This is a genomic window from Noviherbaspirillum aerium, assembly GCF_008929045.1.
GTDB lineage: Bacteria > Pseudomonadota > Gammaproteobacteria > Burkholderiales > Burkholderiaceae_D > Noviherbaspirillum > Noviherbaspirillum aerium.
On record NZ_VFAH01000010.1, the window covers coordinates 104,717 to 129,802 of the forward strand.

Consider the following 25,086-nt stretch of genomic DNA (forward strand, 5'->3'; position numbering starts at 1 on the left):
CATCGACGAAGCCGACGGCGGCGGCGTCAACGCATGACAAGCAGATAAAGCAGCAGCAGATTGAGAACGATGGAAATCGCGGCGACGGCGCGCCACAACCCCGCGGGATCGCGCTTTACCAGCGGCATCGCTGTTTTCACCGGCACCGGATTGCTGGCGCCGCGCTCCAGCGCCAGCAGGAATTCCTCCGCCGTCTCGTAGCGGTCGGATGGATCGCGCGCCACGGCCTTGAGCAGGACGTTGTCCAGCCATGCGGGCACATCGGGCCGGTAGCGGCTGGCCGGCGCCGGTTCGCCGAAGCGCGGGCGCTGGAAGGGCTCGATCTCGCCGTAGGGATAGTGCCGGGTAAGCATCAGATAGAGCGTGACCCCGGCCGCATAGACATCGGTCTGGCGCGCAGGCGGCGCATTGTCGAACTGCTCCGGGGCGAGGAAGGAAGGCGTGCCCGCCTGCGGCGCCTGTATGCCGTCATCCTTTTCGAGGCCCGACAATGCCACGCCGAGATCGAGCACCCGCAGTTCGCCGTCCGTGCCGAGATGCACATTGCCCGGCTTGATGTCGCGGTGAATGATGCTGCGCCGGTGCAGTGCGCCGATGGCGCGCACCAGCTTCTCCCCATGCGCGACCACTTCCGGCGCGGTGAAGTGCGTGCCGGCGTCAAGCATCTGCTGCACTGTCGCGCCCTCATGCCAGGTGCTCAGGTAGTAGAGATAATTCTTCTGTTCCGGCACGATGACCTGCGGGAAGAAGCGTGCGACCACGCGCTTGGCGAGCCATTCCTCATGCGCGAACGCCGACCGCTCATGCGCATCGCTGGCGCGGTCCGGATGCAGGGTCTTGAGCACCAGCTGGCGCTGCGACTTCGGCTCGCGCACGCGATAGACCAGGGTGGCCTGCGAGGCATGGATCGTTTCCTCGACTTCATAGCCGTCGATGGACTGGCCCGGCTTGAGTTTTGGAGGCAGAGGCAGCTGCTGCGATCCCGACAGCGCATCGCGCAGGTTTTCTTCCGGCAGCGAGACCACTTTCAGCACGAGCGCGCTGCAGTTGTCGGAAGAGCCGGCGGCCAGCGCCGCATCGGCAAGCGCAGCCGCTGCTGCGGCGGGGTCGGACTGGTCCATCGCCACGGCGGACAGCGCATGCGTGATGTCGTATTCGCTCATCCAGCCCCACACGCCGTCGGATGCCAGCAGAAACACATCCCGCTCGCACAGTTCACCCATGCCATGGTCGAGCGCGATGCGCGAGTCCAGTCCGATGGCACGCGTGAGGACATGCTGCATTTCCGGCCGATCCCAGATATGGTCGGTGGTCAGCCGCGTCAGCGCGCCGCCGCGCAGCAGGTAGAGGCGGGTATCGCCCACATGGGCAAAGTAATAGTACCTCCCGCGCAGCACCAGCGCGGTCAGCGTGGTGGCCATGCCTGCCAGTTCGCGCCGGATCGATCCCTGGTGCAGCACCCAGCTGTTGATGGCCTTGATCACCTTGTCCATCGCCTGGGTGACGGGCCAAGTATCCGGCGTTGCATAGTAGTCGGTCAGCAAGCCGCGCACGGTGTATTCCGAGGCCTCGCGCCCGCCCTCGTTTCCGGACACGCCATCGGCCACGGCGGCCAGCAGGCCCTTTATCGACAGATCGGGTTCGGCGGGCGTGACCATGCCGACGAAATCTTCATTGCGCTCGCGCTGGCCTGTGCGGGAGTCATGGCCGGTCAGGACGACAAGAGACATGGAATGTTCTATGAATGAAAAGATATGGCTTGAATGCAATTGCGGCGGATGAAGCGGGGTTTAGCCGCTTCATCCGCCGCCTGCGCAACGGTGTGATTGTAGCTGCTGCCGCTGCTGCGATGGCGCCCGCTCAAATCTTCGCGGTCGTCATCGCGGCACTGCCCCACGTGGTGCGCCAGCGGGTCTTCACGAAGCTCAGGCCGACCAGCGCCGTCACCGCCAGCGCAGCGAAGATGGTCAGGCCGAGCTGGTAGCTGCCGGTGACCTGCTTCGAATAGCCGAGGCTGGAAGCCAGGTAGAAGCCGCCCACGCCGCCGGCCATGCCGACCAGGCCGGTCATGACGCCGATCTCCTTGCGGAAGCGCTGCGGCACCAGCTGGAACACCGCGCCGTTGCCGGTGCCCAGCGCCAGCATCGCCATCACGAACACGGCCAGTGCGCCGAGATAGGATTGCATGCCGAGGCTGGCGATGAACAGGAACAGGCCGGCCAGCACGTACATGATGGACAGCGTCTTGATGCCGCCTATCCTGTCGGCGATGATGCCGCCCATCGGGCGCACCAGCGAACCGGCGAATACGCAGGCGGCGGTGAAGTAGCCGGCGGTGATCGGCGACAGCCCGTACTGGCCGTTGAAGTAGATGGTCAGCGAGGACGCCAGGCCGGAAAAGCCGCCGAAGGTGACGCTGTAGAAGAACATGAACCACCAGGCGTCCTTGTCCTTGAGGACGTGCAGGTATTCGGTCAGCGATTTCGGCGGCGGCGAGGAGGGCGCATCCTTGGCAAAGATCATGTACACGGCGAAGGCAACGCCCAGCGGAATCAGGCACAGCCCGAACACGTTCTGCCAGCCGAAGGCGATCGCCAGCGATGGCGCGAACAGGGCGGCGAATGCCGTTCCGGAATTGCCCGCGCCGGCAATGCCCAGCGCCGTGCCCTGGTGCTCGGGCGGATACCAGCGCGATGCCAGCGGCAGCGCCACGGCGAAGGCGGCGCCCGCGACGCCGAGCAGCACGCCCAGCGTCAGCATGTTTTCATAGCTGGACAGGGTGCCGAGCCAGGCCCATGCCAGGCCTGCCATCACGACAACCTGGCCGATGGCGCCGGCCTTCTTCGGCTTGAGATGATCGACCAGCACGCCCATGACGATGCGCAGCAGCGCGCCTGCCAGCAGCGGCGTGGCCACCATCAGGCCCTTCTGCGCCGGGGTGAGTCCGAGGTCGGTCGAGATCTGCACGGCAAGCGGGCCGAGCAGCACCCATACCATGAAGCTGAGATCGAAATAGAAAAAAGAAGCGAGCAGGGTAGGCGTATGGCCCGCCTTCCAAAACGACGTTGTTTTCACGATGCTCCTTTGCACCAGAGGTTGAGAGGCTGGCCTGCACAATGCAAGCGCCATGCCACCGCCAGGCGGCGCAAAGCGACCGCTTTTGTGCATCACGCACTGCCTGAATGGAGCAAATCGTGCTGCGATCGGGTGCGCCGCCATGCATGAATCCGGTTGTCGCACTGCGGCAGTGCAAGGACGTCCTCGTTGCAGTGCGTTTTCCGGCGCAATCGATTGGCATGCCTCCTGCTTAGAGGCAGGCATGTTTATCTACAGGCTTCAATGGCGAGGCCGAACGGGGAGAAGCTTTGATGAAGAAGCTGAAGTTAGTAATGGTGGGGAACGGCATGGCAGGCGTGCGCACGCTGGAGGAGCTGCTCAAGATCGCGCCGGATGTATACGACATCACCGTATTCGGTGCCGAACCCTATGCCAACTACAATCGCATCCTGCTGTCGCCGGTGCTCGCCGGCGAGCAAACCATCCAGGACATCATGCTCAACGATGTCGACTGGTACGCGCAAAACAATATCACCCTCCATCTCGGCAAGAAGATCGCCAGGATCGACCGCGTCCGGCGCCAGGTGATCGCCGAAGACGGCACCGTTGCGCAATACGACCGCCTGCTGCTCGCCACCGGTTCCAATCCCTTCATCCTCCCTGTGCCCGGCAAGGATCTCGACGGCGTGATTTCCTATCGCGATATCCAGGACACCAATGCGATGATCCAAGCCGCGCAGCAGCATAAGCATGCGGTGGTGATCGGCGGCGGCCTGCTCGGCCTCGAAGCGGCGAACGGCCTGAAGCTGCGCGGCATGGAGGTGACGGTGGTGCATCTGCCGAACTGGCTGATGGAACGCCAGCTCGACCCGGTCGCCGGCAGGATGCTGCAGAAATCGCTGGAAGACCGCGGCCTGTCCTTCCTGCTCGAAAAGAACACCAAGGAAATCGTCGGCGACGACAACGGACGCGTCAAGGCCATCCGCTTCACCGACGGGCTGGAAGTCCCGGCGCAGCTGGTCGTGATGGCGGTGGGCATCCGCCCGAACACGACGCTGGCCGAGTCGGCCGGCCTGTACTGCAACCGCGGCATCGTCGTCAACGACACCATGCAGACCTACGATCCGCGCATCTATGCCGTCGGCGAATGCGTGAATCATCGCGGCACCGCCTACGGCCTGGTCGCGCCGCTGTTCGAGATGGCCCGCGTCTGCGCCAATCATCTCGCCAATTTCGGCATCGGCCGCTACCAGGGCTCGGTCACCTCCACCAAGCTCAAGGTCACCGGCATCGATCTGTTCTCGGCCGGTGAATTCATGGGCGGCGAGGGCACCGAGGAAATCGTGCTGTCGGACCCCATCGGCGGCGTCTACAAGAAGCTCGTCATCAAGAACGACAAGCTGGTCGGCGCCTGCCTGTACGGCGACACCGTCGACGGCTCCTGGTATTTCAGCCTGCTGCGCGAAGGCCGCGACATCGGCGAAATCCGCGATACGCTGATGTTCGGCGAATCCAACACCGGCCGCCCGGGCGATGTCGGCCACGAAGGTTTCATCAAGGCGGCCGCCATGCCCGACAGCGCCGAAGTCTGCGGCTGCAACGGTGTCTGCAAGGGCGCCATCGTCAAGGCCATCAAGGAAAAGGGACTGTTCACGCTGGAAGACGTGCGCAAGCACACCAAGGCATCGGCATCCTGCGGCTCCTGCACCGGCCTGGTCGAACAGATCATCATGTTCACCGCGGGCGGCGATTACTCGACCTCGGCCAAGGTCAAGCCGATGTGCGGCTGCACCGACCGCACCCACCAGGAAGTGCGCGATGCGATCAAGGTCAACAAGCTGCTGACGATTGCCGATGCGATGCACTTCCTCGAGTGGCGCACGCCGAACGGTTGCGCCAGCTGCCGGCCCGCCCTGAACTACTACCTGATCTCGACCTGGCCGCATGAAGCCATGGACGATCCGCAGTCGCGCTTCATCAACGAGCGTGCGCATGCCAACATCCAGAAGGACGGCACCTATTCCGTCATTCCCCGCATGTGGGGCGGCGAAACCACCGCCTCCGACCTGCGCCGCATCGCCGACGTCGTCGACAAGTACGCCATACCGACCGTGAAGGTTACCGGCGGCCAGCGCATCGACCTGCTGGGCGTGAAGAAGGAAGACCTGCAGGGGGTGTGGAAGGATCTCGACATGCCTTGCGGCCATGCGTATGCGAAGGCGCTGCGCACGGTGAAGACCTGCGTCGGATCCGAGTGGTGCCGTTTCGGCACGCAGGATTCCACCCTGATGGGCCAGCAGCTCGAGCGGGCGCTTTGGAAGATGTATGCCCCGCACAAGGTCAAGATCGCCGTCTCCGGCTGCCCCCGCAATTGCGCTGAATCGGGCATCAAGGATGTGGGCGTGATCGGCGTCGATTCCGGCTGGGAAATCTATGTCGGCGGCAATGGCGGCATCAAGACCGAAGTCGCGCATTTCTTCGTCAAGCTGAAGACGCACGAAGAAGTGCTTGAATATTCCGGCGCCTTCCTGCAGATGTATCGGGAGGAAGGCTTCTACCTGGAACGCACGGTGCATTACATCGCCCGCGTCGGCCTTGAACACGTGAAGCAGAAGGTGCTGGAGGATGCGGAAAACCGCAAGGCGCTCTATGAGCGGCTGCTGTTCTCGCTCGAGGGCGAGCCCGATCCTTGGCATGAGCAGGACAAGGCCCAGGTCGACGCGCGCCAGTTCATGCCGCTGACGGTTTGAGCCGCCGAATCGACAATATTTCCGATTCAAACAAGTCATAGAAATCCAGAGAAGCCGAAGGGAACCCCATGTCGCAACAATGGAAAGCCGTCTGCAACGTCGCAGACATTCCCGTGCTCGGTGCACGGGTGGTCAATCGGGCAGCGAAGCCGGATGTGGCCATTTTCCGCAACAGCGAAGACAAGATTTTTGCCCTCCTCGACCGCTGCCCCCATCGCGGCGGACCGCTGTCGCAGGGCATCGTATTCGGCGAGCGCGTCGCCTGTCCGCTGCACAACTGGAATATCGAGCTCGATTCCGGCTGTGCGGCGGCGCCGGATGAAGGCTGCACTCCGAAGTTCAGCGTCAAGGTGGAGGACGGCAAGGTGTTCCTCGATCTCAACGAACTGCAAACACTGGCGACGGAAATCGAGGCGGCATGAATGACATACTCGGCGCCGTCATTCCCGCTGTCCTGAACAAGCCGGAAACCACCACCTCCGCTGGCGCGCGGACGGAAACCAGGGCCACCTGCTGCTATTGCGGCGTCGGCTGCGGCGTCATCGTGGAAAGCGATGGAAAGCAAGTGACGGGCGTGCGCGGCGACCCCGATCATCCGGCCAATTTCGGCCGCCTGTGCACCAAGGGAAGCACATTGCATCTGAGCGCCAGCCCGGTCCTGCAGCAGCAGGTGCGAGCACTCCATCCGGAAATGCGTTTCAAGCGCGGAGCGCAGCGCGAGCGCGCTTCCTGGGATGCGACGCTGGACTACCTGGCGGAGCATGTGCACGAAACCGTCCGCCGGCACGGGCCGGACAGCATCGGCTTCTATATCTCGGGCCAGCTGCTCACCGAAGATTATTACGTCTTCAACAAGCTGGCCAAGGGCTTGATCGGGACCAACAACATCGACACCAATTCCCGCCTGTGCATGTCGAGCGCGGTGGCGGGATACAAGCAGACGCTTGGCGCGGATGCGCCGCCGGCCTGCTACGAGGATATCGAACAGGCGCAGCTGCTGTTCATCGTCGGCTCCAATACCGCCTATGCGCATCCCATTCTCTATCGCCGCATCGAGGAGGCGCGCAAGAAGAATCCCGCCCTCAAGATGATCGTCGCCGACCCGCGCCGCACTGATACCGCTCGCGATGCCGATCTGTTCCTGCCAATTCTGCCCGGCACCGATGTCGCTTTGTTCAACGGCATGCTGCACCTCTGCCTGTGGGAGGGCCTGATCGATGCGGCCTATATCGAGGCGCATACCGAGGGCTTTGCGGAGATCAGGAACATCGTCCGCGATTACACGCCGAAATACGTGGCCGAGACCTGCGGCATCCGCGAAGAGGATCTGGTGACGGCGGCGAGATGGTTCGGCCAGTCGAAGGCGGCGCTGTCGCTGTATTGCCAGGGATTGAACCAGTCGGCTTCCGGCACCGCCAAGAATGCGGCGCTCATCAATCTGCATCTGGCCACCCGCCAGATCGGCAAGCCGGGCGCAGGTCCGTTCTCGCTGACGGGACAGCCGAACGCCATGGGCGGACGCGAGGTGGGTGGCCTCGCCAACCTGCTGTCAGCGCATCGCGACATGGCCAATCCCGAGCATCGCGCCGAAGTGGCGCGCCTGTGGGGCATCGACGATGTTCCCGCCAAGCCCGGCAAGACCGCGGTGGAAATGTTCGAGGCGGTGCGCAGCGGCGTGATCAAGATCCTCTGGATCGCCTGCACCAATCCCGCTCAGTCCATGCCGGAGCAGACGCTGATCCGGGAAGCGCTGCAGCATGCCGAACTGGTCATCGTGCAGGAAGCCTACAGGACCACGTCGACCGTTGACTATGCGGATGTGCTGCTGCCCGCCACCACATGGAGCGAGAAGGAAGGCACGGTGACCAACTCCGAGCGGCGCATCACCCGTTTCAAGCCGGTGCTGCCGAAGCCGGGTGAAGCCAGGCACGACTGGGAAATGGTGATCGATTTCGCGCGCAGGCTCGAAGAGCGCATGGGCAGGACGCGCAGCCTGTTCCCGTATACCCGCGTCGAGCAGATCTGGAATGAGCATCGCGAGTCCACCCGCGGCCGCGATCTCGACATTACCGGCCTGTCGTATCGCATCCTGGAAGAGCAGGGGCCGCAGCAATGGCCTTTCCCCGAGGGCGCGAGCGAGGGCAGGAAGCGTCTGTACGAAGACGGCGTTTTCCCGACGGCAAGCGGCAGGGCGCGCTTCGTGCCCGCCGTCTACCAGCCGGTGGCGGAAAAAGTGGATGCGCGCTATCCGTTCGGCCTGACTACCGGCCGCCTGCGCGACCAGTGGCATGGCATGAGCCGCACCGGCACCGTTGCGCAATTGTTCTCGCATGCCGCCGAACCGGCGGTCCTGATGTCTCGGCATGACATGGACCGGCGCATGATCGGCGCCGGCGACCTGGTACATGTGACCAGCCGCCGCGGTTCGCAGATCCTGCCGGCGCTGGCAAGCGAGGACATTCGCGCGGGCCAGGCCTTCATCGGCATGCATTGGGGCGAAGAATATGTATCGGGCCGGGGCAGGGATGGCAACGGTACCCATGGCGTCAATTCCCTGACAGTGCCTGCCTTTTGCCCCAGCTCGAAGCAGCCCGAGCTCAAGCATGCGGCGGTCAAGATCCTGAAGGCGGAACTGCCATGGCGTTTCCTGGTGTTCGGCTGGATTGAAGCGTCGCAGGCATTGGCCTTGCAGGCCAGCCTGCGTCCGCTGATGCGCCGCTTTGCCTATGCCTCCTGCACGCTGTTCGGCCGCGACAGGGTCGGCGTGCTGTTCCGTGCCGCCGACGACTATCCGGCGGCGGCCGAGGTGGTCAACGATGTCGAAGCCCGGTTCGGCATCGCCGGCGCCGAGGTGCTGCGTTACGACGATGCCAAGCGCGGCAACTCGCGCCGCATCCGCCTGCATGACGGCAAACTGGCGGCAGTCTCGCTTGCCGGCGATACCTCGGCCGAGCACTGGCTCAAGGAGTATCTCGAAAGCGGACAGCCGGTTGCCACGCTGGGCCGCCTGCTGCTGATGCCGTCGGCGAAGGCGCCTCAGGGATTCAAGGCCCGGGGCCGCATCGTCTGCAACTGCTTCAATGTTGCGGAGAGTGAAATCGATGAAGCGCTCGCCGGGCAGGATTGGATCAACGAAGGCACGCCGGATGCGGTTCTTGCCTCATTGCAGGGCAAGCTCAAGTGCGGCACCAATTGCGGCTCCTGCGTGCCGGAATTGAAGAAAATCATCTTGGTGAAAAGTCCGGCGGGGAAGGTGGCGGCATAAGAGGAGAAAGCGCGGCCTGCGCATTTTTGGAATGCCTGTCGACATGCCGCCTGCCGCGTCGGACCCTTCGTCGGCGCGCCTTGCCGTCGGCAAGCTGGCAGGCACACTTACTTTCAGGAAGCCGGCATCAAGGAAGATGCCGCTCTTCGCATCCGCCCGCACTTCGTAGTACCCTTCCGGCATGAACCAGACACCAGACCCATTAGCATCATCAGGCTCGTTTCCCGCCGCCCGTTTCATCAAGGAAATCGGACGCGGCAAGAAGGGCGCGCGCAGCATGTCGCGCGACGATGCGCGCGACCTGTACGCCGCCATGCTGGAACGGCGCGTTTCCGATCTCGAACTCGGCGGCATCGTGCTGGCGATGCGCATCAAGGGAGAATCGGTCGACGAGATCGCCGGCTTCCTGGATGCGGCTGAAGCTTCGTTCGCGCCGCTGACCATGCCGGCATCGGACTATGCGCCCATCGTCATCCCGAGCTACAACGGTTCGCGCAATATCCCCAATCTCACGCCGCTGCTCGCGCTGCTGCTCGCGCGACATGGCGCTCCCGTACTGATTCACGGCGTGACAAGCGATCCCGGCCGTGTGACCACCGCCGAAATCCTCTTCGAACTCGGCCTGCGCCCCGCGCAGTCGCATGCCGATGCCCAGGCCGGATTCGCCCGCCATGAACCCGTCTTCATGCCGGTGGAGTCGCTGGCGCCGCGCATGGCCGGCCTGCTGGCATTGCGCGGCATTCTCGGCGTGCGCAACTCCACGCATACCCTGGTCAAGATCATGCAGCCGTTCGCAGGCCCGGCACTGCGGCTCACGTCCTACACGCATCCGGAATATCTCGAAATGCTGTCCGCCTATTTCGAGACGGCCGCACCGGTGGAGCGCGGCGACGCTTTCCTCATGCGCGGCACGGAAGGCGAGACCGTGGCCAATCCGAAGCGGGCCCAGCAGATTGAATGGTTTCATGGGCATCAACGCACGGTGTTGGTGCAAAAGCAGGAGCCGGTGGACGACATGCCGCCGCTGCCGCACTCGAGTGATGCACAAACCACTGCAAAATGGATAGCGCAAGCGCTCAAAGGCGAGCAACCGGTGCCCGGACCCATCCTCGAACAGGTGGAACACTGTTTGCATGTGGCGAAGCATCTACATGCAACAAGGGTGTTCCATGAAAACGCAGGATCAAGCCGCGCAGGGTAAAGTCGCCCTGGTAGGCGCAGGGCCGGGAGATCCGGAACTGCTCACGCTCAAGGCCGTCAAGGCCATCTTCCGCGCCGATGTGCTGCTGGTCGATGATCTGGTCAATCCCGACATCCTCGATCATGCCCGCTTCGGTGCGCGCATCATCCATGTCGGCAAGCGCGGCGGCTGCCAGTCGACGCCGCAGGAATTCATCGAGCGCCTGATGATCGCGGAAGCGCGTGCAGGCCATTTCGTGGTTCGCCTCAAGGGCGGCGATCCCTTCATCTTCGGCCGCGGCGGGGAAGAGCGCGCGCACCTGCTCGATGCCGGCATCGAGGTCGACATCATCAACGGCATCAGCAGCGGCCTGGCCGCGCCGTCGTCGATCGGCATACCGCTCACGCATCGCGACTGGAGCCAGGGCGCGGTCTTCGTCACCGGACATGGCAAGACGGCCGATGCCAACCCGGACTGGGACGCCCTTGCCAAACTCGGCATGACCCTCGTGATCTACATGGGCGTCGCGCGCTGCCGCGAGATTCAGCAGGCCTTGCTGGCTGGTGGCAAGCCTGCTTCGACGCCGGTCGCCGTCGTTCATGCGGCCACATCGGGTTCCCAGGCGCAGCTGATCACCACACTGGGCGATCTGCCCGCCGCGCTCACCGAGTCCCGGCTGGCCAGTCCCAGCATCATCGTGATCGGCGACGTGGTGCGCTGCGCATCGCAAGACTTGTTTCATCGCCTGACTGCAGAGCCGGACCGCATCGCCGGCTGAACCGTTTTTCTCCTCGTTCAAGAGATGTCATTTCGGCCACGGCAGCATCGTGGCCGTTTTTTTGCCGCTGGCAGGGCCGGGCATTTCCGTGAGAATGGCGGGCTGCGCTTACAATCACGGCTTCGTCTAATTTCTACAAGCCATGCAAAACCAGTTTGACGTTGCCGTGATCGGCGCCGGTGCGGCCGGAATGATGTGCGCCGCCGTAGCAGGCCAGCGCGGCAAGAAGGTGGTGCTGATCGACCATGCGAGCAAGCTTGCGGAAAAGATCCGCATCTCCGGTGGCGGACGATGCAATTTCACCAACCTGCATGCAGGTCCGCAAAATTATGTCTCGGCCAATCCGCATTTCTGCCGAAGCGCGCTCTCGCGTTACACCTCGCAGGACTTTCTCGCCCTGGTAAAGCGTTATCGCATTGCCTTTCACGAAAAACACAAGGGCCAGCTGTTCTGCGACCAGTCGGCCGAACAGATCATCGACATGCTCAAGGCCGAATGCGAGACGGGCAAGGTGGCCTGGCGCATGCCGTGCAGCATCGAAGCCGTCGGCAAGGACGGCGACCTGTTCAGGCTCGACACCAGCGCCGGCCAGATCCATGCGGCCCACGTTGTGATTGCCACCGGGGGGCTGTCGATACCGAAAATCGGGGCGACCGATTTCGCATTCCGCATCGCCAAGCAATTCGGCCTCAAGCTGATCGATCCGCGGCCGGGCCTGGTGCCGCTGACCTTTGATGCGAATGCCTGGGAACCCTTTGTTCCCATGTCCGGCATCGCGCTCGAAGTCGATATCGAGACCGGACAAAAGAAGTCCCGCATGCAGTTTCGCGAAGATCTGCTGTTCACCCATCGCGGCATGTCGGGGCCGGCCGTGCTGCAGATCTCCAGCTATTGGGATTCCGGCACGCCGATTGCCGTCAACCTGGTACCGGAAACCGATATTGCCGAAACGCTCATCCAGAGCAAGGGCGCGTCGAAAAAGAATATCGGCAATCTGCTGCCGCAGTGGCTTCCCGGCCGGCTGGCGGAAGGCATGCTTGCCTTCAACGGCATCCGACCGGATGCGCGCCTTGCGGATATGCCCGACAAGCAATTGCGCAAGCTTGGCGAATCCATCAACCGCTGGCTGCTGACGCCCAACGGCTCGGAAGGCTACCGCAAGGCCGAAGTGACCCGCGGGGGTGTCGATACCCGCGAGCTTTCCCAGCAAACCATGATGGCAAATAAAATACCCGGACTGCATTTCATCGGGGAAGCGGTTGATGTCACCGGCTGGCTGGGCGGATACAACTTCCAGTGGGCATGGGCGTCCGGCGTCGCAGCCGGCCTGTCGATATAGCAAGAAAGTCGGCCCCGGCGCGACATGTGAACGAAAATCTTTGCTTCGGCGAGTGAAGCTGCTATACTCGCCGTCTTCCTTATAAAACCCTCGGTTAGAGTTAGACTTACATGACCACAATTCGCCTTAAAGAAAACGAGCCGTTCGAAGTCGCCATGCGCCGCTTCAAGCGGACCATTGAGAAAACCGGTTTGCTGACAGAATTGCGTGCGCGTGAGTTCTACGAAAAGCCGACCGCCGAGCGCAAGCGCAAGCTCGCAGCTGCCGTGAAGCGCCATTACAAGCGTATCCGCAGCCAGCAGCTGCCGAAGAAGCTCTACTGATTTTTATTGCCGCGCCCAGTGTGCGGTAATGTATTGACCCGCTCCGGAGGTATGCCGCAGCGGGTTTTGTTGCTTACATGAGTTGCCTATTGCAAACTGAATTGGCATCATGATGCAGGATGGCCGGATATTCTAGGTTTGAAATTCGACAGAAAGGCATGCCGAGGCTCGCACCGCGCCTTTGCTTCGTTCTCTGACGATTTTCTCTTGTGATGCCGGAGCATGAATTTGCCTGGTGCGGATGTGTTTCTTGCAGCCGCCTTGCCGTCCCTTTGCTGCCTGTATTGCAGTGGCATGTTGAATTGGAGAGAAAATGGGCCTGAAAGAGCAAATCACCGAAGACATGAAAGCGGCAATGCGCGCCAAGGACACCGGCAGGCTGGGCACGATCCGCCTGCTGACCGCAGCAATGAAGCAAAAAGAGGTTGATGAGCGCATCGAGCTCACTGATGCCCATGTCCTTGCCATCATCGAAAAGATGATCAAGCAGCGCAAGGATTCCATTTCCCAGTTCGAAGCCGGCGGACGGCAGGATCTGGCCGATATTGAAAAGGCGGAACTGACAGTGCTGTCCGCCTACATGCCTCCCGAATTGTCGGAAGCCGAAATTTCCGGCGAAGTTGCCGCTGCAATCGCGCAAACCGGTGCGGCGGGGCCGCAGGATATGGGCAAGGTAATGGGCGTGCTCAAGCCCAAGCTGGCTGGGCGTGCCGACATGACGGCGGTATCCGCCCTGGTGAAAAGGGCGTTGTCCACAGCCTGAAGATGTCGCAGGGAAGCGGCAGTGCTTTTAAATTGCCGCTTTGTCTCCATCTGAATCGCACGGCCCGGACCTCAGGCATTTTCAGGCTTCCGTCAGCCGGCCCGGATACTCCTTAAGGACATCTTGCTTCCCGCACCGCCGTGATTCCACAATCTTTCATTCAGGATTTGCTTAACCGGGTCGACATCGTGGATGTCGTTGGCCGTTATGTGCAATTGAAGAAGGGTGGCGCGAACTACATGGGCTTGTGCCCATTCCACAACGAAAAATCTCCAAGCTTTACCGTCAGCCCCACCAAGCAGTTCTACCATTGTTTTGGCTGCGGCGCCCATGGCACGGCAATCGGGTTTCTCATTGAGTATTCCGGGCTCGGATTCGTCGAAGCCGTCAAGGATCTCGCGCAAGGCGTGGGAATGATCGTTCCGGAGCAGGACAAGTTGCCGCCCGCCCAGCGGGCCGAGGTGCAGGCAAAAAGCATGGCCTTGTCCGAAGCCATGACAAAAGCATCGGACTTTTACCGCCAGGAATTGCGCGGAGCCCAAAATGCCATCAGTTATCTGAAGAATCGTGGACTGACTGGCGAAATCGCCGCGCGCTTCGGTCTGGGCTATGCACCAGGCGGGTGGGACAACCTGCGCGCGGTATTTTCGGATTACGAGACGGCTGCCCTGGTCGAGGCCGGCCTCGTCATTGACCGCAGCGAGGAAGAGGGCGGCGGCCGCAAGCGTTACGACCGTTTCCGCGATCGGATCATGTTCCCGATCCGCAATACCAAGGGCCAGGTGATCGGCTTCGGCGGGCGTGTACTGGACGGTGGCGAGCCCAAATACTTGAATTCCCCGGAAACACCCTTATTTCAAAAGGGTCTTGAGTTATACGGCTTGTTCGAAGCGCGGCAGGCCATTCGCGAAGCGGGATACGCCCTTGTGACCGAAGGTTACATGGATGTTGTTGCATTGGCGCAACTGGGATTTCCGCAATCGGTTGCCACCCTCGGCACGGCCTGTACGACAACCCATGTACAGAAACTGCTTCGCCAAACCGATCATGTCATCTTCAGTTTCGACGGTGACGCAGCCGGACGCCGCGCAGCTCGCCGAGCCCTGGACGCCTGCCTGCCTTATGCAGGCGACAACAAGACGCTGAAATTCCTTTTCCTGCCCCCGGAGCATGATCCGGACAGTTATGTGCGCGAATTCGGCGCGGAAGCTTTTGAACAGCAGGTGCGCGACGCGATGCCTTTGTCGCAATTCCTGCTCAAGGAAGTGACTCAGGATACCGACCTGACTACGCTGGAGGGAAGAGCGCGGGCCCAGTTTGAAGCCAAGCCCCTGCTACAGGCGATGCCGCCGTCCGGCTTGCGGCTGCAGATCGTGAGAGGCCTGGCGCAAATGACGCAGACTACGCCGGCTGAAATCGAAGCGCTGTTCGAGCTCGTTCAGCCTGTGGCTCGTACAAAGGTGGCGCCGCCGCGCACCAAGCGTACGCCGCCGATGGGGCTGGAACGACAGATGATTCGCTTGCTCGTCGCGCATCCTGCTTTGGCTGCCGGGGTGGACCAGCCAGCGATTGATGCGGTCGCGCAGCTTGCGCCGGACAATGCCGCCATGCTGACCCAATTGCTCGAAGCATGCTGGGCATTGGGTGACAACGCGCATTTCGCAGCGCTGTCGGAACAGCTGAAATCGGCGGGCGCCGACTTCGATCCCTTGATCGCGGAGATCGCGGCAGAGGCCGAGTCCGACCCGGAAGCTGCCCGTCTTGAACTTGCCGGAGCAATACGACAGACTAAAATGCAAGTACTGAAAGCGGAGCTGGAGCGGCTTGCAAGCACCGGCCTGTCAACAGAAGAGGCGCGAAACCGTTATCGGGAGGTGATGCAGCAGCAAGAGCAACTACGGCGGCAGGCTGAGGTCGAAGCAACATCGCGGTAGTTGACAACATGGCTTTGAATTGGAGAAATATTGCGCTGTATGGTATCATTAAAAGCTTTTGATTCAAGGTCTTAGAGAGTTTTTCGGCCATTGGCCGGCAGATGATCGAGAACATGTAGCGCGGGCGAATGCCGAGCCAGGGTTTCTAGTCGGCTCCACCAGGCGCAATTCACTCGGCGCACGAGGGTAGTCCAGTTGGTAGTGATTCCATGGCAAACGCAATGAAAAAAACCGCGAATTCGGGTGTAACGGCAAAAAATGCAGCTTCTGCTGCAACTAAATCTGCCCCGGGCAAGTCGATGGCAAAGCCCGCCGAAAAGCAGACCGCTTCCGCCTCATCCGCAAGCAAGGCAAAGACGCCGAGCAAAGCCGCGACGAAAGACGCGGCCAAAGTAGCGCCGACGACCGCAACTGAAAGTATGTCAAAGGCGAAACCTTCATCCCGAGCTGCCGACCAGACGGCTCCCGAGAAATTGAAAGAACCCGTGACAAACAAGAAAACCGAATCCAAGACAGCCAGCAAGCCTGCCAAGGTCGCGCCGACGGCGGAAGCCAAATCGGAAAGCAAGGTAATGGCGGTCAGCCAGACAACCGATGCGGCGGCATTGGCTGCCATTGATACGTCCGGATATGTTCTGCCAACAGTCAAGGTGCCGGGCCGTCGCGGTCGCAAACCTAAGGACTTCCAGCCCGAGAATGATGAAGTCGCCGCGCTCAATGCCGTCGAACGCGCCGAGCTCAAGGCCGCCGACAAGGCAAAGGCGAAGGATCGCAAGGCTAAGGAAAAGGCACTGCTCAAGGATGCCTTCTCCGACAGCGAGGCTTCGGAAGAGGAACTCGAACAGCGCCGGCAAAAGCTCAAGTCGCTCATCAAGCTCGGCAAGGACAGGGGTTTCCTGACGTATTCGGAAATCAATGACCATCTGCCCGAGAATATCGTTGACCCCGAAGCCATCGACGGCATCATCGGTACGTTCAACGACATGGGCATTGCCGTTTATGAACAGGCGCCCGATGCTGAAACCCTGCTGCTGTCCGACAGCGTCGCTTCCGTTGCCACGGACGATGATGCCGAGGCGGCGGCGGAGGCCGCATTGTCGACTGTTGATTCCGATTTCGGCCGCACCACCGATCCGGTCCGCATGTACATGCGTGAAATGGGCTCGGTCGAGCTGCTGACGCGCGAAGGCGAAATTGAAATTGCCAAGCGTATCGAAGACGGCCTCAAGGACATGATTCAGGCGATCTCCGCCTGCCCGACCACGATTGCAGAAATCCTCGCAGCCGCTTCCCGTATCGAAAAGGACGAGATGAAGGTGGACGAGATCGTGGATGGACTCGTCGATCCGAATGCGGTTGACGAAGTTGCGCCTCCGCCTGTTGCCGCATCCGACGAGGAAGACGAGGATGAGGAAGGCGAGGAAGAAGACGAAGAGGAAGAGGACAACAGCGGCGGTGGCGCCGCCGGCTTCTCCGCGGAGCAGCTTGAGCAGCTCAAGCGCGATTCGCTCGCCAAGTTCGAAGAGATTTCGAGTCAGTTCGACAAGATGCGCAAGGCCTATGAAAAGGAGGGCTACAACTCCAAGCCCTACGTCAAGGCCCAGGAAACCATCTCAAACGAACTGCTGTCGATTCGCTTCACCGCGAAGTTCGTTGAAAAGCTCTGCGACACCCTGCGCGGCCAGGTCGACGAAGTGCGCCATATCGAAAAACAGATTCTTGATGTCGCGGTAAATCGCTGCGGCATGCCGCGTGCGCATTTCATCAAGGTATTCCCCGGCAACGAAACCAATCTGGACTGGATCGATGGCGAGGTGGAAGGCGATCATTCTTACAGCGCAGTCCTTGGCCGTAACGTGCCGACCATCAAGGAACTTCAGCAAAAGCTGATCGACCTGCAGGCGCGCGTCGTATTGCCGCTGCCCGATCTTCGCAACATCAACAAGAAGATGGCGGCCGGTGAAATGAAGGCCCGCAAGGCCAAGCGTGAAATGACGGAAGCCAACCTGCGTCTGGTCATCTCGATCGCAAAGAAATACACCAATCGCGGCCTGCAGTTCCTGGACCTGATCCAGGAAGGCAACATCGGCCTGATGAAGGCCGTGGACAAGTTCGAATACCGCCGCGGTTATAAATTCTCGACGTATGCCACATGGTGGATCCGTCAGGCGATTACCCGCTCGATCGCCGATCAGGCGCGGACCATCCGTATTCCGGTTCACATGATCGAAACGATCAACAAGATGAACCGCATCTCGCGCCAGATTCTCCAGGAAACCGGTGCCGAGCCTGATCCCGCAACGCTGGCGATCAAGATGGAAATGCCGGAAGACAAGATTCGCAAGATCATGAAGATCGCGAAAGAGCCGATCTCCATGGAAACGCCTATCGGTGATGACGATGATTCCCATCTTGGCGACTTCATCGAGGACAACAATACATTGGCTCCGGCCGATGCGGCGCTGCATGCATCGATGCGTGGTGTAGTCAAGGATGTTCTTGATTCCCTGACGCCTCGTGAAGCCAAGGTATTGCGCATGCGTTTCGGCATTGAAATGTCAACCGACCATACCCTGGAAGAGGTCGGCAAACAGTTTGATGTGACACGTGAGCGTATCCGCCAGATAGAAGCCAAGGCTCTGCGCAAGCTGCGGCACCCGTCCCGTTCCGACAAGCTCAAGAGCTTCCTGGAAGGCAGTTAAGCAAGATAGCCTGACGAATACCGGTTCATCAGGCCACTCAATTGCAGCTTGCTCATAGTTTCTTGGCGAATTGCAAATGAACCTAGCGACATAGTGCCTGTTTGGAATAAAATGTCTGCCTTTCCGGGCCTCTAGCTCATGCTTGGTTAGAGCAGCGGACTCATAATCCGTTGGTGCCGTGTTCGACTCACGGGAGGCCCACCAGATAAAAAAGGGTTAGCATCTGCTAACCCTTTTTCTTTTGGCACTTCAGCTTCAAGCATAAAACCTTATGCGTATTGGCTTACTATGAATCTACATAGCTAAAGCTAAATACACTTGCGACGATTTCCCGCAAGGCAGGCCGTTCACATAACTTGCTCATAAATTCCTGAGAACGCCGAACCGTCCCATTGGTAGAGCATCTGGCTGCCATGCCGGCAATTGGAAAGGATCGCGGTGCGAAAGGCGGCAATGCATTGTCCGTCCTGATCGCGGACGCTTCGGTATACGACACCGTTTGATCCTTCCTGGCGAAGCGTTTTTCCCATCCCCTGAGGTACACCGTAGGCGTTTGAATCATAGACAGGATGATCGGATTCCAACCCGCGCAAGTCATGCAGCTCTCCTGCTACTTCAACATGATAGACCCGCATCTGCAGTTGTATCGGTCCTTCATTCGTGGCTTTGAGAAAGCGCGCCTGATGATAGGTGGTTTCGGCAATCGCCGTCTGCTTCTGGTATGCCGCGTAAAAGACGCCAAAGCTGCCGTCGCTGAAACGGCTGCCTGATGGATTGAGGTGGGTGAATGCCGCCATGATCGGACCGCACCCCGGCCCAAACAGTCGTTCTTCTTTAGGGACCAGTTCGATTTCGCCCACTTCATCACGGATGCGGTCATTCGTCATGGCCTCCAGTGCATACAAGGCATCGAAGTCGTCGGGCGAGGCTACCCGGTCGAAGAGGTTGATGGTGGGGAAGCGGGTGGGAATGATGCGAAAGGCGGGATGCCAGTCAATGCGTACCAACGGATAAGTCATTCAGCCACCACGCATGGCATCAAGATATTGGCGTACGACGTACAAATCTGAAACATTGCCGGAGAGCATGCGCTGCAGGGCGCTTTGGCCGCCGAAGATGGAGGCGCTATTGGGTTTATGGATCCAGTTATCGGCAACTTCGGCATCGGGCAGGAGAATCTGCAGTGCCTTGTAAATGCCGAGAACGTATGAAATCCGCTCCAGCGTATCGCGCCCCAGGCGAGCCAGTTCCGGCTCCTTCTTCCATTTATAGAATGTTGATCGCGGGGGATTTCCGAGCAGCGTCAGCTGCATTTCCAAATCAAGCCGCCATAAACGCGCAATATTGTCGAACGCGCGGATAGCTGCCGGTGACATGGCATCCGGGCTAAACCCTGCAGCAGGACGAGGATAGCGTACGGCCATTGGCGATATCGATAGGGAAAGTAGAATAGATTCAATTTATTCCATAAAGAGAAAAATTGCAAAGAAATTTCCAGAAATGGAAGGTGTCCGGCGAGTTTCAAAAACTCGTTGCAATCTTTTTTCCAAGATATGGTCAGAACATGGTTCCATTGCGCCTTTCTTCATGCCAAGCCGCCTGTCATCAACGCGACAAATCAACAGCGTATAAACGCAGGCGTATAATGAAGGGTTGTTCATCCAGACAGCGCTCGACCACATCGGGATGCTGTGCTTAACCGGCCGCTCGGCCCATAGATAGCGATTATGTCAGACACCCTGTTAGCACCCACGCAACCTGCCACGCCTGCGGTCCGTTTTGACGACTTCGGACTCTCGCCCGACATCTTGCGCGCGCTTGCCGACCAAGGTTATGTTCACCCGACCCCGATCCAGGCGGAAGCGATCCCGATCGTCCTCCAGGGCCGCGATGTCATGGGCGCGGCACAAACCGGCACAGGCAAGACGGCCGGTTTTTCCTTGCCGATCATCCAGTTGCTGCTGGCCCATGCCAGTACCAGCGCATCGCCCGCACGGCATCCGGTACGCGCCCTGATCCTGACGCCGACACGCGAGCTCGCCGACCAGGTCGCCGACAACGTGAAAGCCTATTCCCGTCACACGCCGCTCAGGTCCACCGTGATTTTCGGCGGCGTCGACATGGCGCCGCAGACCGCCGCGTTGCGTAGCGGCGTCGAAATTGTCATCGCCACGCCAGGCCGCCTGCTTGATCATGTGCAGCAGAAAACGCTCAATCTGTCGCAGACCCAGATTCTCGTCATGGATGAAGCCGATCGCATGCTGGACATGGGCTTCCTGCCCGACTTGCAGCGCATCATCAACCTGCTGCCGAAACAGCGCCAGAACCTGATGTTCTCCGCCACGTTCTCGCCGGAGATCAAGAAGCTGGCCAACAGCTTCCTCAAGAATCCGGTCACCATCGAAGTCGCGCGCAGCAATGCCACCGCCGACAACGTAACCCAGGTGCTGTTCAAGGTGGAAGAAGACGCCAAGCAGGAAGCGGTTGCCCACATCATCCGCACGCGCGGACTCAAGCAGGTCATCGTGTTTTCGAACACGAAGATCGGTGCATCGCGCCTGTCGCGCCACCTGGAAAAGGAAGGCGTCAAGGCGGCGGCGATCCATGGCGACAAGACCCAGACTGAGCGCATGGCGGCGCTGGAAGCCTTCAAGCAGGGCACAATCGAAGTGCTGGTGGCAACCGATGTCGCCGCCCGCGGCCTCGATATCGCCGAACTTCCCTGCGTGATCAACTTCGACCTGCCGTACAACGCGGAAGATTACGTCCACAGGATCGGCCGCACCGGTCGCGCCGGCGCCTCCGGCGATGCGATTTCCCTGTTTACCGACAAGGACGCCAGGCTGCTGACCGACATCGAAAAGCTGATCAAGCACACCATTGCGCGTCAGCCGCTCACCGGTTTCGTGCCCCAGCGTTCTTCGGACCGCAGGCCGCCGCGCCATGAAGAAAGCGAAGAGCGATCATCATCCGGCGGCATGAGCAGGGGTGCCAGCCAGTACGGCCGCAACTCTCATTCGCCGCGCAAGGAAAAGATCGATCCCTGGTTCCTGAAGCCGTACGAGCCTGCAGCGCCTACGCCGCAGGCAGAGAACGGCAATGCCTCCGACCAAGGTAACGGCAAGCCGCCCAAGGTAAAGGTCGCGGCATTGCTGGGCGGCTTGCAGAAGCGCTGAAACAGGCTGGACGGCTCTCTAGCCCGTGTTTGACAAGCGTTGCGAGCGGGTTTGGGGGGCGCGTTGCGTTGGGAAGCGGGAGCGCCGGCGTACGGGCAGTACGCCGCGCCACACGCGTGAATCCGGAGTGCGGCAGCTCATCCAATCCAATCCCGCCCAAGTCAGTGAGCATGCTTGACTGCAATCCGCTCTATAGATCCGGCCCGAAAATATGTTGGGCCCGGATTCCCTCACCCCGGCCCTCTCCCAGAGGCAGAGGGTGAGATCAGCGACCCGAAAAATAAGCCATTTTTCGGGTCGAATCAATAGAATCCATGGGGAAGCGGTCTCAATCCCCGAAACGCCTGTGCCAGCCCTGCAGTGCAGATTGCCAGAATTGCTCCACTGTCCCGACGCCGTTTAGCGGCATCTCCAGGATCGCAGCGGCCCTCAGCAGTTCCGGCAGCGGATTGGCGGTATCCAGCGCCAGCGCACCGGTCTGCTTGGATAATTTCTCGCCAGCCGAATTGGTCACGACCGGCACATGCAGATAGCGTGGCGTCGGCATCCCCAGCAGGCGCTGCAGATAAATCTGGCGAGGTGTCGAGTCGAGCAGGTCGGCGCCGCGAACGATGTCGGTTACCTGCTGATCGGCGTCATCCACCACCACCGCAAGCTGGTAGGCCCAGAAACCGTCGGCCCGCCTGAGCACGAAGTCTCCCGCTTCGGATGGCAGATGCTGCGAGATTTCACCCTGCCAGCGGTCGGTAAAGGTAATGCGGCACGCATCGGCGATGCGCAGGCGGTAGGCACGCGCGGTCTTGCCTTCCGCCAGGCCGCCGCGGCAGGTGCCTGGATATACCGCAGCTCCGTCGCTGGCGACGCCGATGCGTGAATCCGCGATTTCCCTGCGCGTGCAGCCGCAGGGATAGGCATTTTCGCCGAGACGCGCGAATGCCGCTTCATACAAGGCCTTGCGGCGGCTTTGCCACAGGACTTCACCATCCCACCGCATGCCGAATGCCTGCAGGCATTGAAGTATCGCTTCGTCCGCACCCTTGATGGCACGTGCCTCGTCAATGTCTTCAATGCGCACCAGCCAGGTTCCGTCATGCACGCGGGCGTCGAGGTAACTGGCCATCGCGGCCACCAGCGAACCCATGTGCAATGGACCAGTGGGCGAGGGGGCGAAGCGACCGGTATAGGCAGTGTTGTCCATGTATTGGAAAGAATTGATCGAAATGGTCTAGGCTGTGTTTGATAAGCCGCTGTTCGGTCCAGGTTCAGATCCGCGCCTGCAGTGTTCGGCGTACGTCCGTACGCGTGCGCTCCCGCACTTCAACGCAACTCAGCTCCTAACCTCGCGACGCTTATCGAACGCAGCCTGGCAGACCGGCATGCGCCTTGTACCTTGCCCGCTGCCGATGCCTTTGCTATTTGCTGATATTGTAAGCGGCTGAACGATCCCGATATCAACCATTGATGTGCAATGGCAATGGCAATAACAACGGCTAACACAATGCCGCCGGCCTTCCGGCAAAGCCGGCAGCTGTCATGGCATGAAACCACCGGACCGGTATCCAGAAGAAAGGAATCTCACATGATCGAACTGCGCAGGAGCGAAGAGCGGGGCCATGCCAATCATGGATGGCTGGATTCCTATCACAGCTTTTCCTTTGCCGATTATTACGACCCCGAACATATGGCCTTCGGGCCCTTGCGGGTCATCAACGAGGACCGCATCGACGGCGGCGCCGGCTTCGGCGCTCATGGACATCGCGACATGGAAATCATCAGCTATGTACTGGAGGGCGAGCTTGCCCATAAGGACAACATGGGCAATGGCAGCGTGATTCGTCCCGGCGACGTGCAGCGGATGAGTGCGGGACGCGGCATCATGCATTCCGAATTCAACCATGCCAAGGACCGCCAGGCGCATTTTCTGCAGATCTGGATAGAGCCGAACCGCTTCGGCATCCAGCCCGGTTATGAGGAAAAGCGTTTCGAGGCCGAGGAAAAGCAGGGCCGTCTGCGCCTGATCGCCAGTCCGGACGGACGGGACGGCTCCGTGACGATTCATCAGGATGCGCAGGTGTACGCTGGCCTGTTCGACGGCGGTGACAGTGTGCGGCTGGATATCCAGCCCGGCCGCCGTGTCTATCTGCATGTGGCGAAAGGTGAAATCCAGGTGAATCAGAGCATGCTCAAAGCCGGCGATGCCGTGAAGCTGACCAACGAACCGGGTATCGAACTGATTAACGGGAAGGCGGCGGAAGTCCTGCTGTTTGATCTGCCCTGACCTGATGCCGAGGTGCTAGAGCGTTTTCGCCTTGACCGGCCTAGTTGAGGCCGAGGCAGATTGCTGCTGGAACAAGGCGTGACGACGCAACATGGCCTAGCCATGGCAAGGAGTCACAACGCCGTGCCGGCGGCAACCTGTCCGGGATCGGCAGGCGGGTCAGGGTGAAACCGCTCTAGCCACCGGGCCGGTTCGCGTGATGCGGCGCGCAGACACGCCTGTTCGATGTCAGGAAACCTGTTTGCCTTCAAGCAGGGCCGGCTCCATGCGGTCGATGTTGATGGCCGGATCGAGCCAGGCGCAGCCGGCAAAGTTCTCATGGCTGATGTTCATCACCGTGAACACCAGTGCAAGATCGCGCCACTCGTAGTTGTTCACCAGGTGGGTTTCCGTGCTGGAGAGCGCGGTGGCAATTGAATAACTCCCTTGCCCGAGGTTCATCGGGAAGGTGAATGCGTAGGTCAGCTCTTCTCCCGGCTGGACTTCGTCCATCGGACGGTCCTTGAGGGAAGTGTTGGTGCCGTACATCGGCTGGCCCAGCCTGTCCTTGATCATGTAACCCAGAATCAGGCGCGGTATATGGGCATTGGCCCGGACGGTGATTTTCAGCGTGACCGTGCTGCCGACATCGACGACTTCCACCGGCTGTCCGCTTTCATTCAGCAATGCGATGGAAGTGACTGTCGCTTCGCCGGTGCCGGAAATGGTTTTCACTTTTCCGTCGGACAGCTTCTCCTGGCGCACCGTCTGGTTCTCCCGCTCGGCGATCATGGCATTGTAGAAATCCATGATTTCCTCCGGCTCGCCTTCCTTTGCGATGCGGCCCGCATCCAGCAGGATGGCGCGGTCGCATACCGACTGAATCGCGCCCTTGTCATGGGATACGATCAGCAGCGTGGTGCCCTGCTTGCGGAATTCACGGATACGGTCGAAGCTCTTGTGCTGAAAGTAGGCGTCACCGACGGAAAGCGCTTCATCGACAATCAGGACATCCGGCCGCTTGGCCGTGGCAAGGCTGAACGCCAGGCGCATCTGCATGCCGCTGGAATACACCCGGACCGGTTCATCCATGTACTCGCCGATTTCCGCAAAAGCCTCGATCTGCGGCATCAGGGTATTGATTTCCTCGGAGCTGAGGCCGATAAGCTGGCCGGCCATATGAACGTTCTGGCGGCCGGTGAATTCCCCATGGAACCCCATTCCCAGTTCCAGCAGCGCCGCCACCTTGCCATGGATGGTGACATTGCCCGTCGTTGGCTGGGCGGTACCGGTGATCAGCTTGAGAAGCGTGCTCTTGCCGGCGCCATTGATTCCGATGATGCCGACCGCCTCGCCGGATTCGATCTTGAAGTTGATATCCCGTAACACCCACTTGAGGTGGTGCCGCACCGCGGCGCTGCTCGGGGAAATCCACTCGGCAAGCCGCGACCACTGATTGCGGTATTGTTTATAAGCCTTGCCAAGGTTGGTAACGTGAATGCTGCCCATGAAATTGTCGTGTCTTGCGAAATAAGGGAAGCGGCAGCTTTGGTGCGCCTGCT

Annotated in this window: 19 protein-coding genes and 1 tRNA gene; 13 read left to right on the forward strand and 7 right to left on the reverse strand. The window is 60.5% G+C overall.

All coding sequences use genetic code 11. The annotated features are described in order from the left end of the window. Positions 1-26: 26 nt before the first annotated feature. Together FH061_RS15985 and FH061_RS15990 are read right to left on the reverse strand one after the other, a co-directional pair. Entirely contained in the window at positions 27-1,730 is a 1,704-nt protein-coding gene (locus FH061_RS15985) for a bifunctional protein-serine/threonine kinase/phosphatase (protein ID WP_151636836.1), read from the reverse strand. Positions 1,731-1,860: 130 nt separating this feature from the next. Beyond that, positions 1,861-3,075, reverse strand: coding sequence for a nitrate/nitrite transporter (locus FH061_RS15990; protein ID WP_225984696.1), 1,215 nt, complete (start codon positions 3,073-3,075; stop codon positions 1,861-1,863). A gap of 293 nt (positions 3,076-3,368) precedes the next feature. On the opposite strand from FH061_RS15990, the gene nirB reads away from it, so the two are divergent. From nirB to dnaG, 9 genes are all read left to right on the forward strand, one after another. Beyond that, positions 3,369-5,807: a nitrite reductase large subunit NirB gene (gene nirB, locus FH061_RS15995; protein WP_151636838.1), complete on the forward strand. Its 2,439-nt coding sequence runs from the start codon at positions 3,369-3,371 to the stop codon at positions 5,805-5,807. A 68-nt stretch (positions 5,808-5,875) separates the two neighbouring features. Beyond that, positions 5,876-6,229 (forward strand): nitrite reductase small subunit NirD, encoded by a 354-nt coding sequence (nirD, locus tag FH061_RS16000; protein ID WP_151636839.1) that lies wholly within the window; start codon positions 5,876-5,878, stop codon positions 6,227-6,229. Next, a complete protein-coding gene (locus FH061_RS16005) occupies positions 6,226-9,072 on the forward strand; it encodes a nitrate reductase (protein WP_151636840.1) in 2,847 nt (948 codons plus the stop codon). Before nirD ends, FH061_RS16005 begins: the two co-directional genes overlap by 4 nt. A gap of 181 nt (positions 9,073-9,253) precedes the next feature. Beyond that, on the forward strand, positions 9,254-10,273 hold the full coding sequence (ybiB, locus tag FH061_RS16010) for a DNA-binding protein YbiB (RefSeq protein WP_151636841.1): 1,020 nt from the start codon (positions 9,254-9,256) through the stop codon (positions 10,271-10,273). Further along, positions 10,242-11,030: a uroporphyrinogen-III C-methyltransferase gene (gene cobA, locus FH061_RS16015; protein ID WP_225984697.1), complete on the forward strand. Its 789-nt coding sequence runs from the start codon at positions 10,242-10,244 to the stop codon at positions 11,028-11,030. Before ybiB ends, cobA begins: the two co-directional genes overlap by 32 nt. A 142-nt stretch (positions 11,031-11,172) precedes the next feature. Beyond that, complete coding sequence (locus FH061_RS16020; protein WP_151636843.1) at positions 11,173-12,369, forward strand: BaiN/RdsA family NAD(P)/FAD-dependent oxidoreductase; 1,197 nt, start codon at positions 11,173-11,175, stop codon at positions 12,367-12,369. 110 nt (positions 12,370-12,479) lie between these two features. Then, a complete protein-coding gene (rpsU, locus tag FH061_RS16025) occupies positions 12,480-12,692 on the forward strand; it encodes a 30S ribosomal protein S21 (RefSeq protein ID WP_005665410.1) in 213 nt (70 codons plus the stop codon). Between the two features lie 313 nt (positions 12,693-13,005). Continuing rightward, positions 13,006-13,455: a GatB/YqeY domain-containing protein gene (locus tag FH061_RS16030; RefSeq protein WP_151636844.1), complete on the forward strand. Its 450-nt coding sequence runs from the start codon at positions 13,006-13,008 to the stop codon at positions 13,453-13,455. A gap of 140 nt (positions 13,456-13,595) precedes the next feature. Beyond that, on the forward strand, positions 13,596-15,389 hold the full coding sequence (gene dnaG, locus FH061_RS16035) for a DNA primase (protein ID WP_151636845.1): 1,794 nt from the start codon (positions 13,596-13,598) through the stop codon (positions 15,387-15,389). Between the two features lie 169 nt (positions 15,390-15,558). On the opposite strand, the gene FH061_RS31625 is transcribed toward dnaG, so the two are convergent. Then, positions 15,559-16,005, reverse strand: coding sequence for a hypothetical protein (locus FH061_RS31625; protein WP_318841020.1), 447 nt, complete (start codon positions 16,003-16,005; stop codon positions 15,559-15,561). On the opposite strand from FH061_RS31625, the gene rpoD reads away from it, so the two are divergent. After that, positions 15,962-18,091 carry an RNA polymerase sigma factor RpoD gene (rpoD, locus tag FH061_RS16045; protein WP_318841021.1) on the forward strand — a complete coding sequence of 710 codons (2,130 nt, stop codon included), beginning with the start codon at positions 15,962-15,964 and terminating at the stop codon, positions 18,089-18,091. The genes FH061_RS31625 and rpoD overlap by 44 nt on opposite strands. Before the next feature lie 125 nt (positions 18,092-18,216). After that, a tRNA-Ile gene (locus FH061_RS16050) sits at positions 18,217-18,295 on the forward strand. Between the two features lie 143 nt (positions 18,296-18,438). On the opposite strand, the gene FH061_RS16055 is transcribed toward FH061_RS16050, so the two are convergent. Together FH061_RS16055 and FH061_RS16060 are read right to left on the reverse strand one after the other, a co-directional pair. Then, positions 18,439-19,110 (reverse strand): RES family NAD+ phosphorylase, encoded by a 672-nt coding sequence (locus tag FH061_RS16055; protein WP_151636848.1) that lies wholly within the window; start codon positions 19,108-19,110, stop codon positions 18,439-18,441. Continuing rightward, a complete protein-coding gene (locus FH061_RS16060; protein WP_318841022.1) occupies positions 19,111-19,515 on the reverse strand; it encodes an MbcA/ParS/Xre antitoxin family protein in 405 nt (134 codons plus the stop codon). It abuts the gene before it with no gap. Positions 19,516-19,818: 303 nt separating this feature from the next. Here FH061_RS16060 and FH061_RS16065 point away from each other — a divergent pair, with 303 nt between their 5' ends. Continuing rightward, positions 19,819-21,267 carry a DEAD/DEAH box helicase gene (locus FH061_RS16065; RefSeq protein ID WP_151636849.1) on the forward strand — a complete coding sequence of 483 codons (1,449 nt, stop codon included), beginning with the start codon at positions 19,819-19,821 and terminating at the stop codon, positions 21,265-21,267. Between the two features lie 328 nt (positions 21,268-21,595). Here FH061_RS16065 and gluQRS read toward each other — a convergent pair whose 3' ends face one another. Continuing rightward, positions 21,596-22,465 (reverse strand): tRNA glutamyl-Q(34) synthetase GluQRS, encoded by an 870-nt coding sequence (gene gluQRS / locus FH061_RS16070; RefSeq protein WP_151636850.1) that lies wholly within the window; start codon positions 22,463-22,465, stop codon positions 21,596-21,598. 381 nt (positions 22,466-22,846) lie between these two features. On the opposite strand from gluQRS, the gene FH061_RS16075 reads away from it, so the two are divergent. Beyond that, a complete protein-coding gene (locus FH061_RS16075; RefSeq protein ID WP_151636851.1) occupies positions 22,847-23,545 on the forward strand; it encodes a pirin family protein in 699 nt (232 codons plus the stop codon). Positions 23,546-23,773: 228 nt separating this feature from the next. On the opposite strand, the gene FH061_RS16080 is transcribed toward FH061_RS16075, so the two are convergent. Then, a complete protein-coding gene (locus FH061_RS16080) occupies positions 23,774-25,033 on the reverse strand; it encodes an ABC transporter ATP-binding protein (RefSeq protein ID WP_151636852.1) in 1,260 nt (419 codons plus the stop codon). Positions 25,034-25,086: the final 53 nt, after the last annotated feature.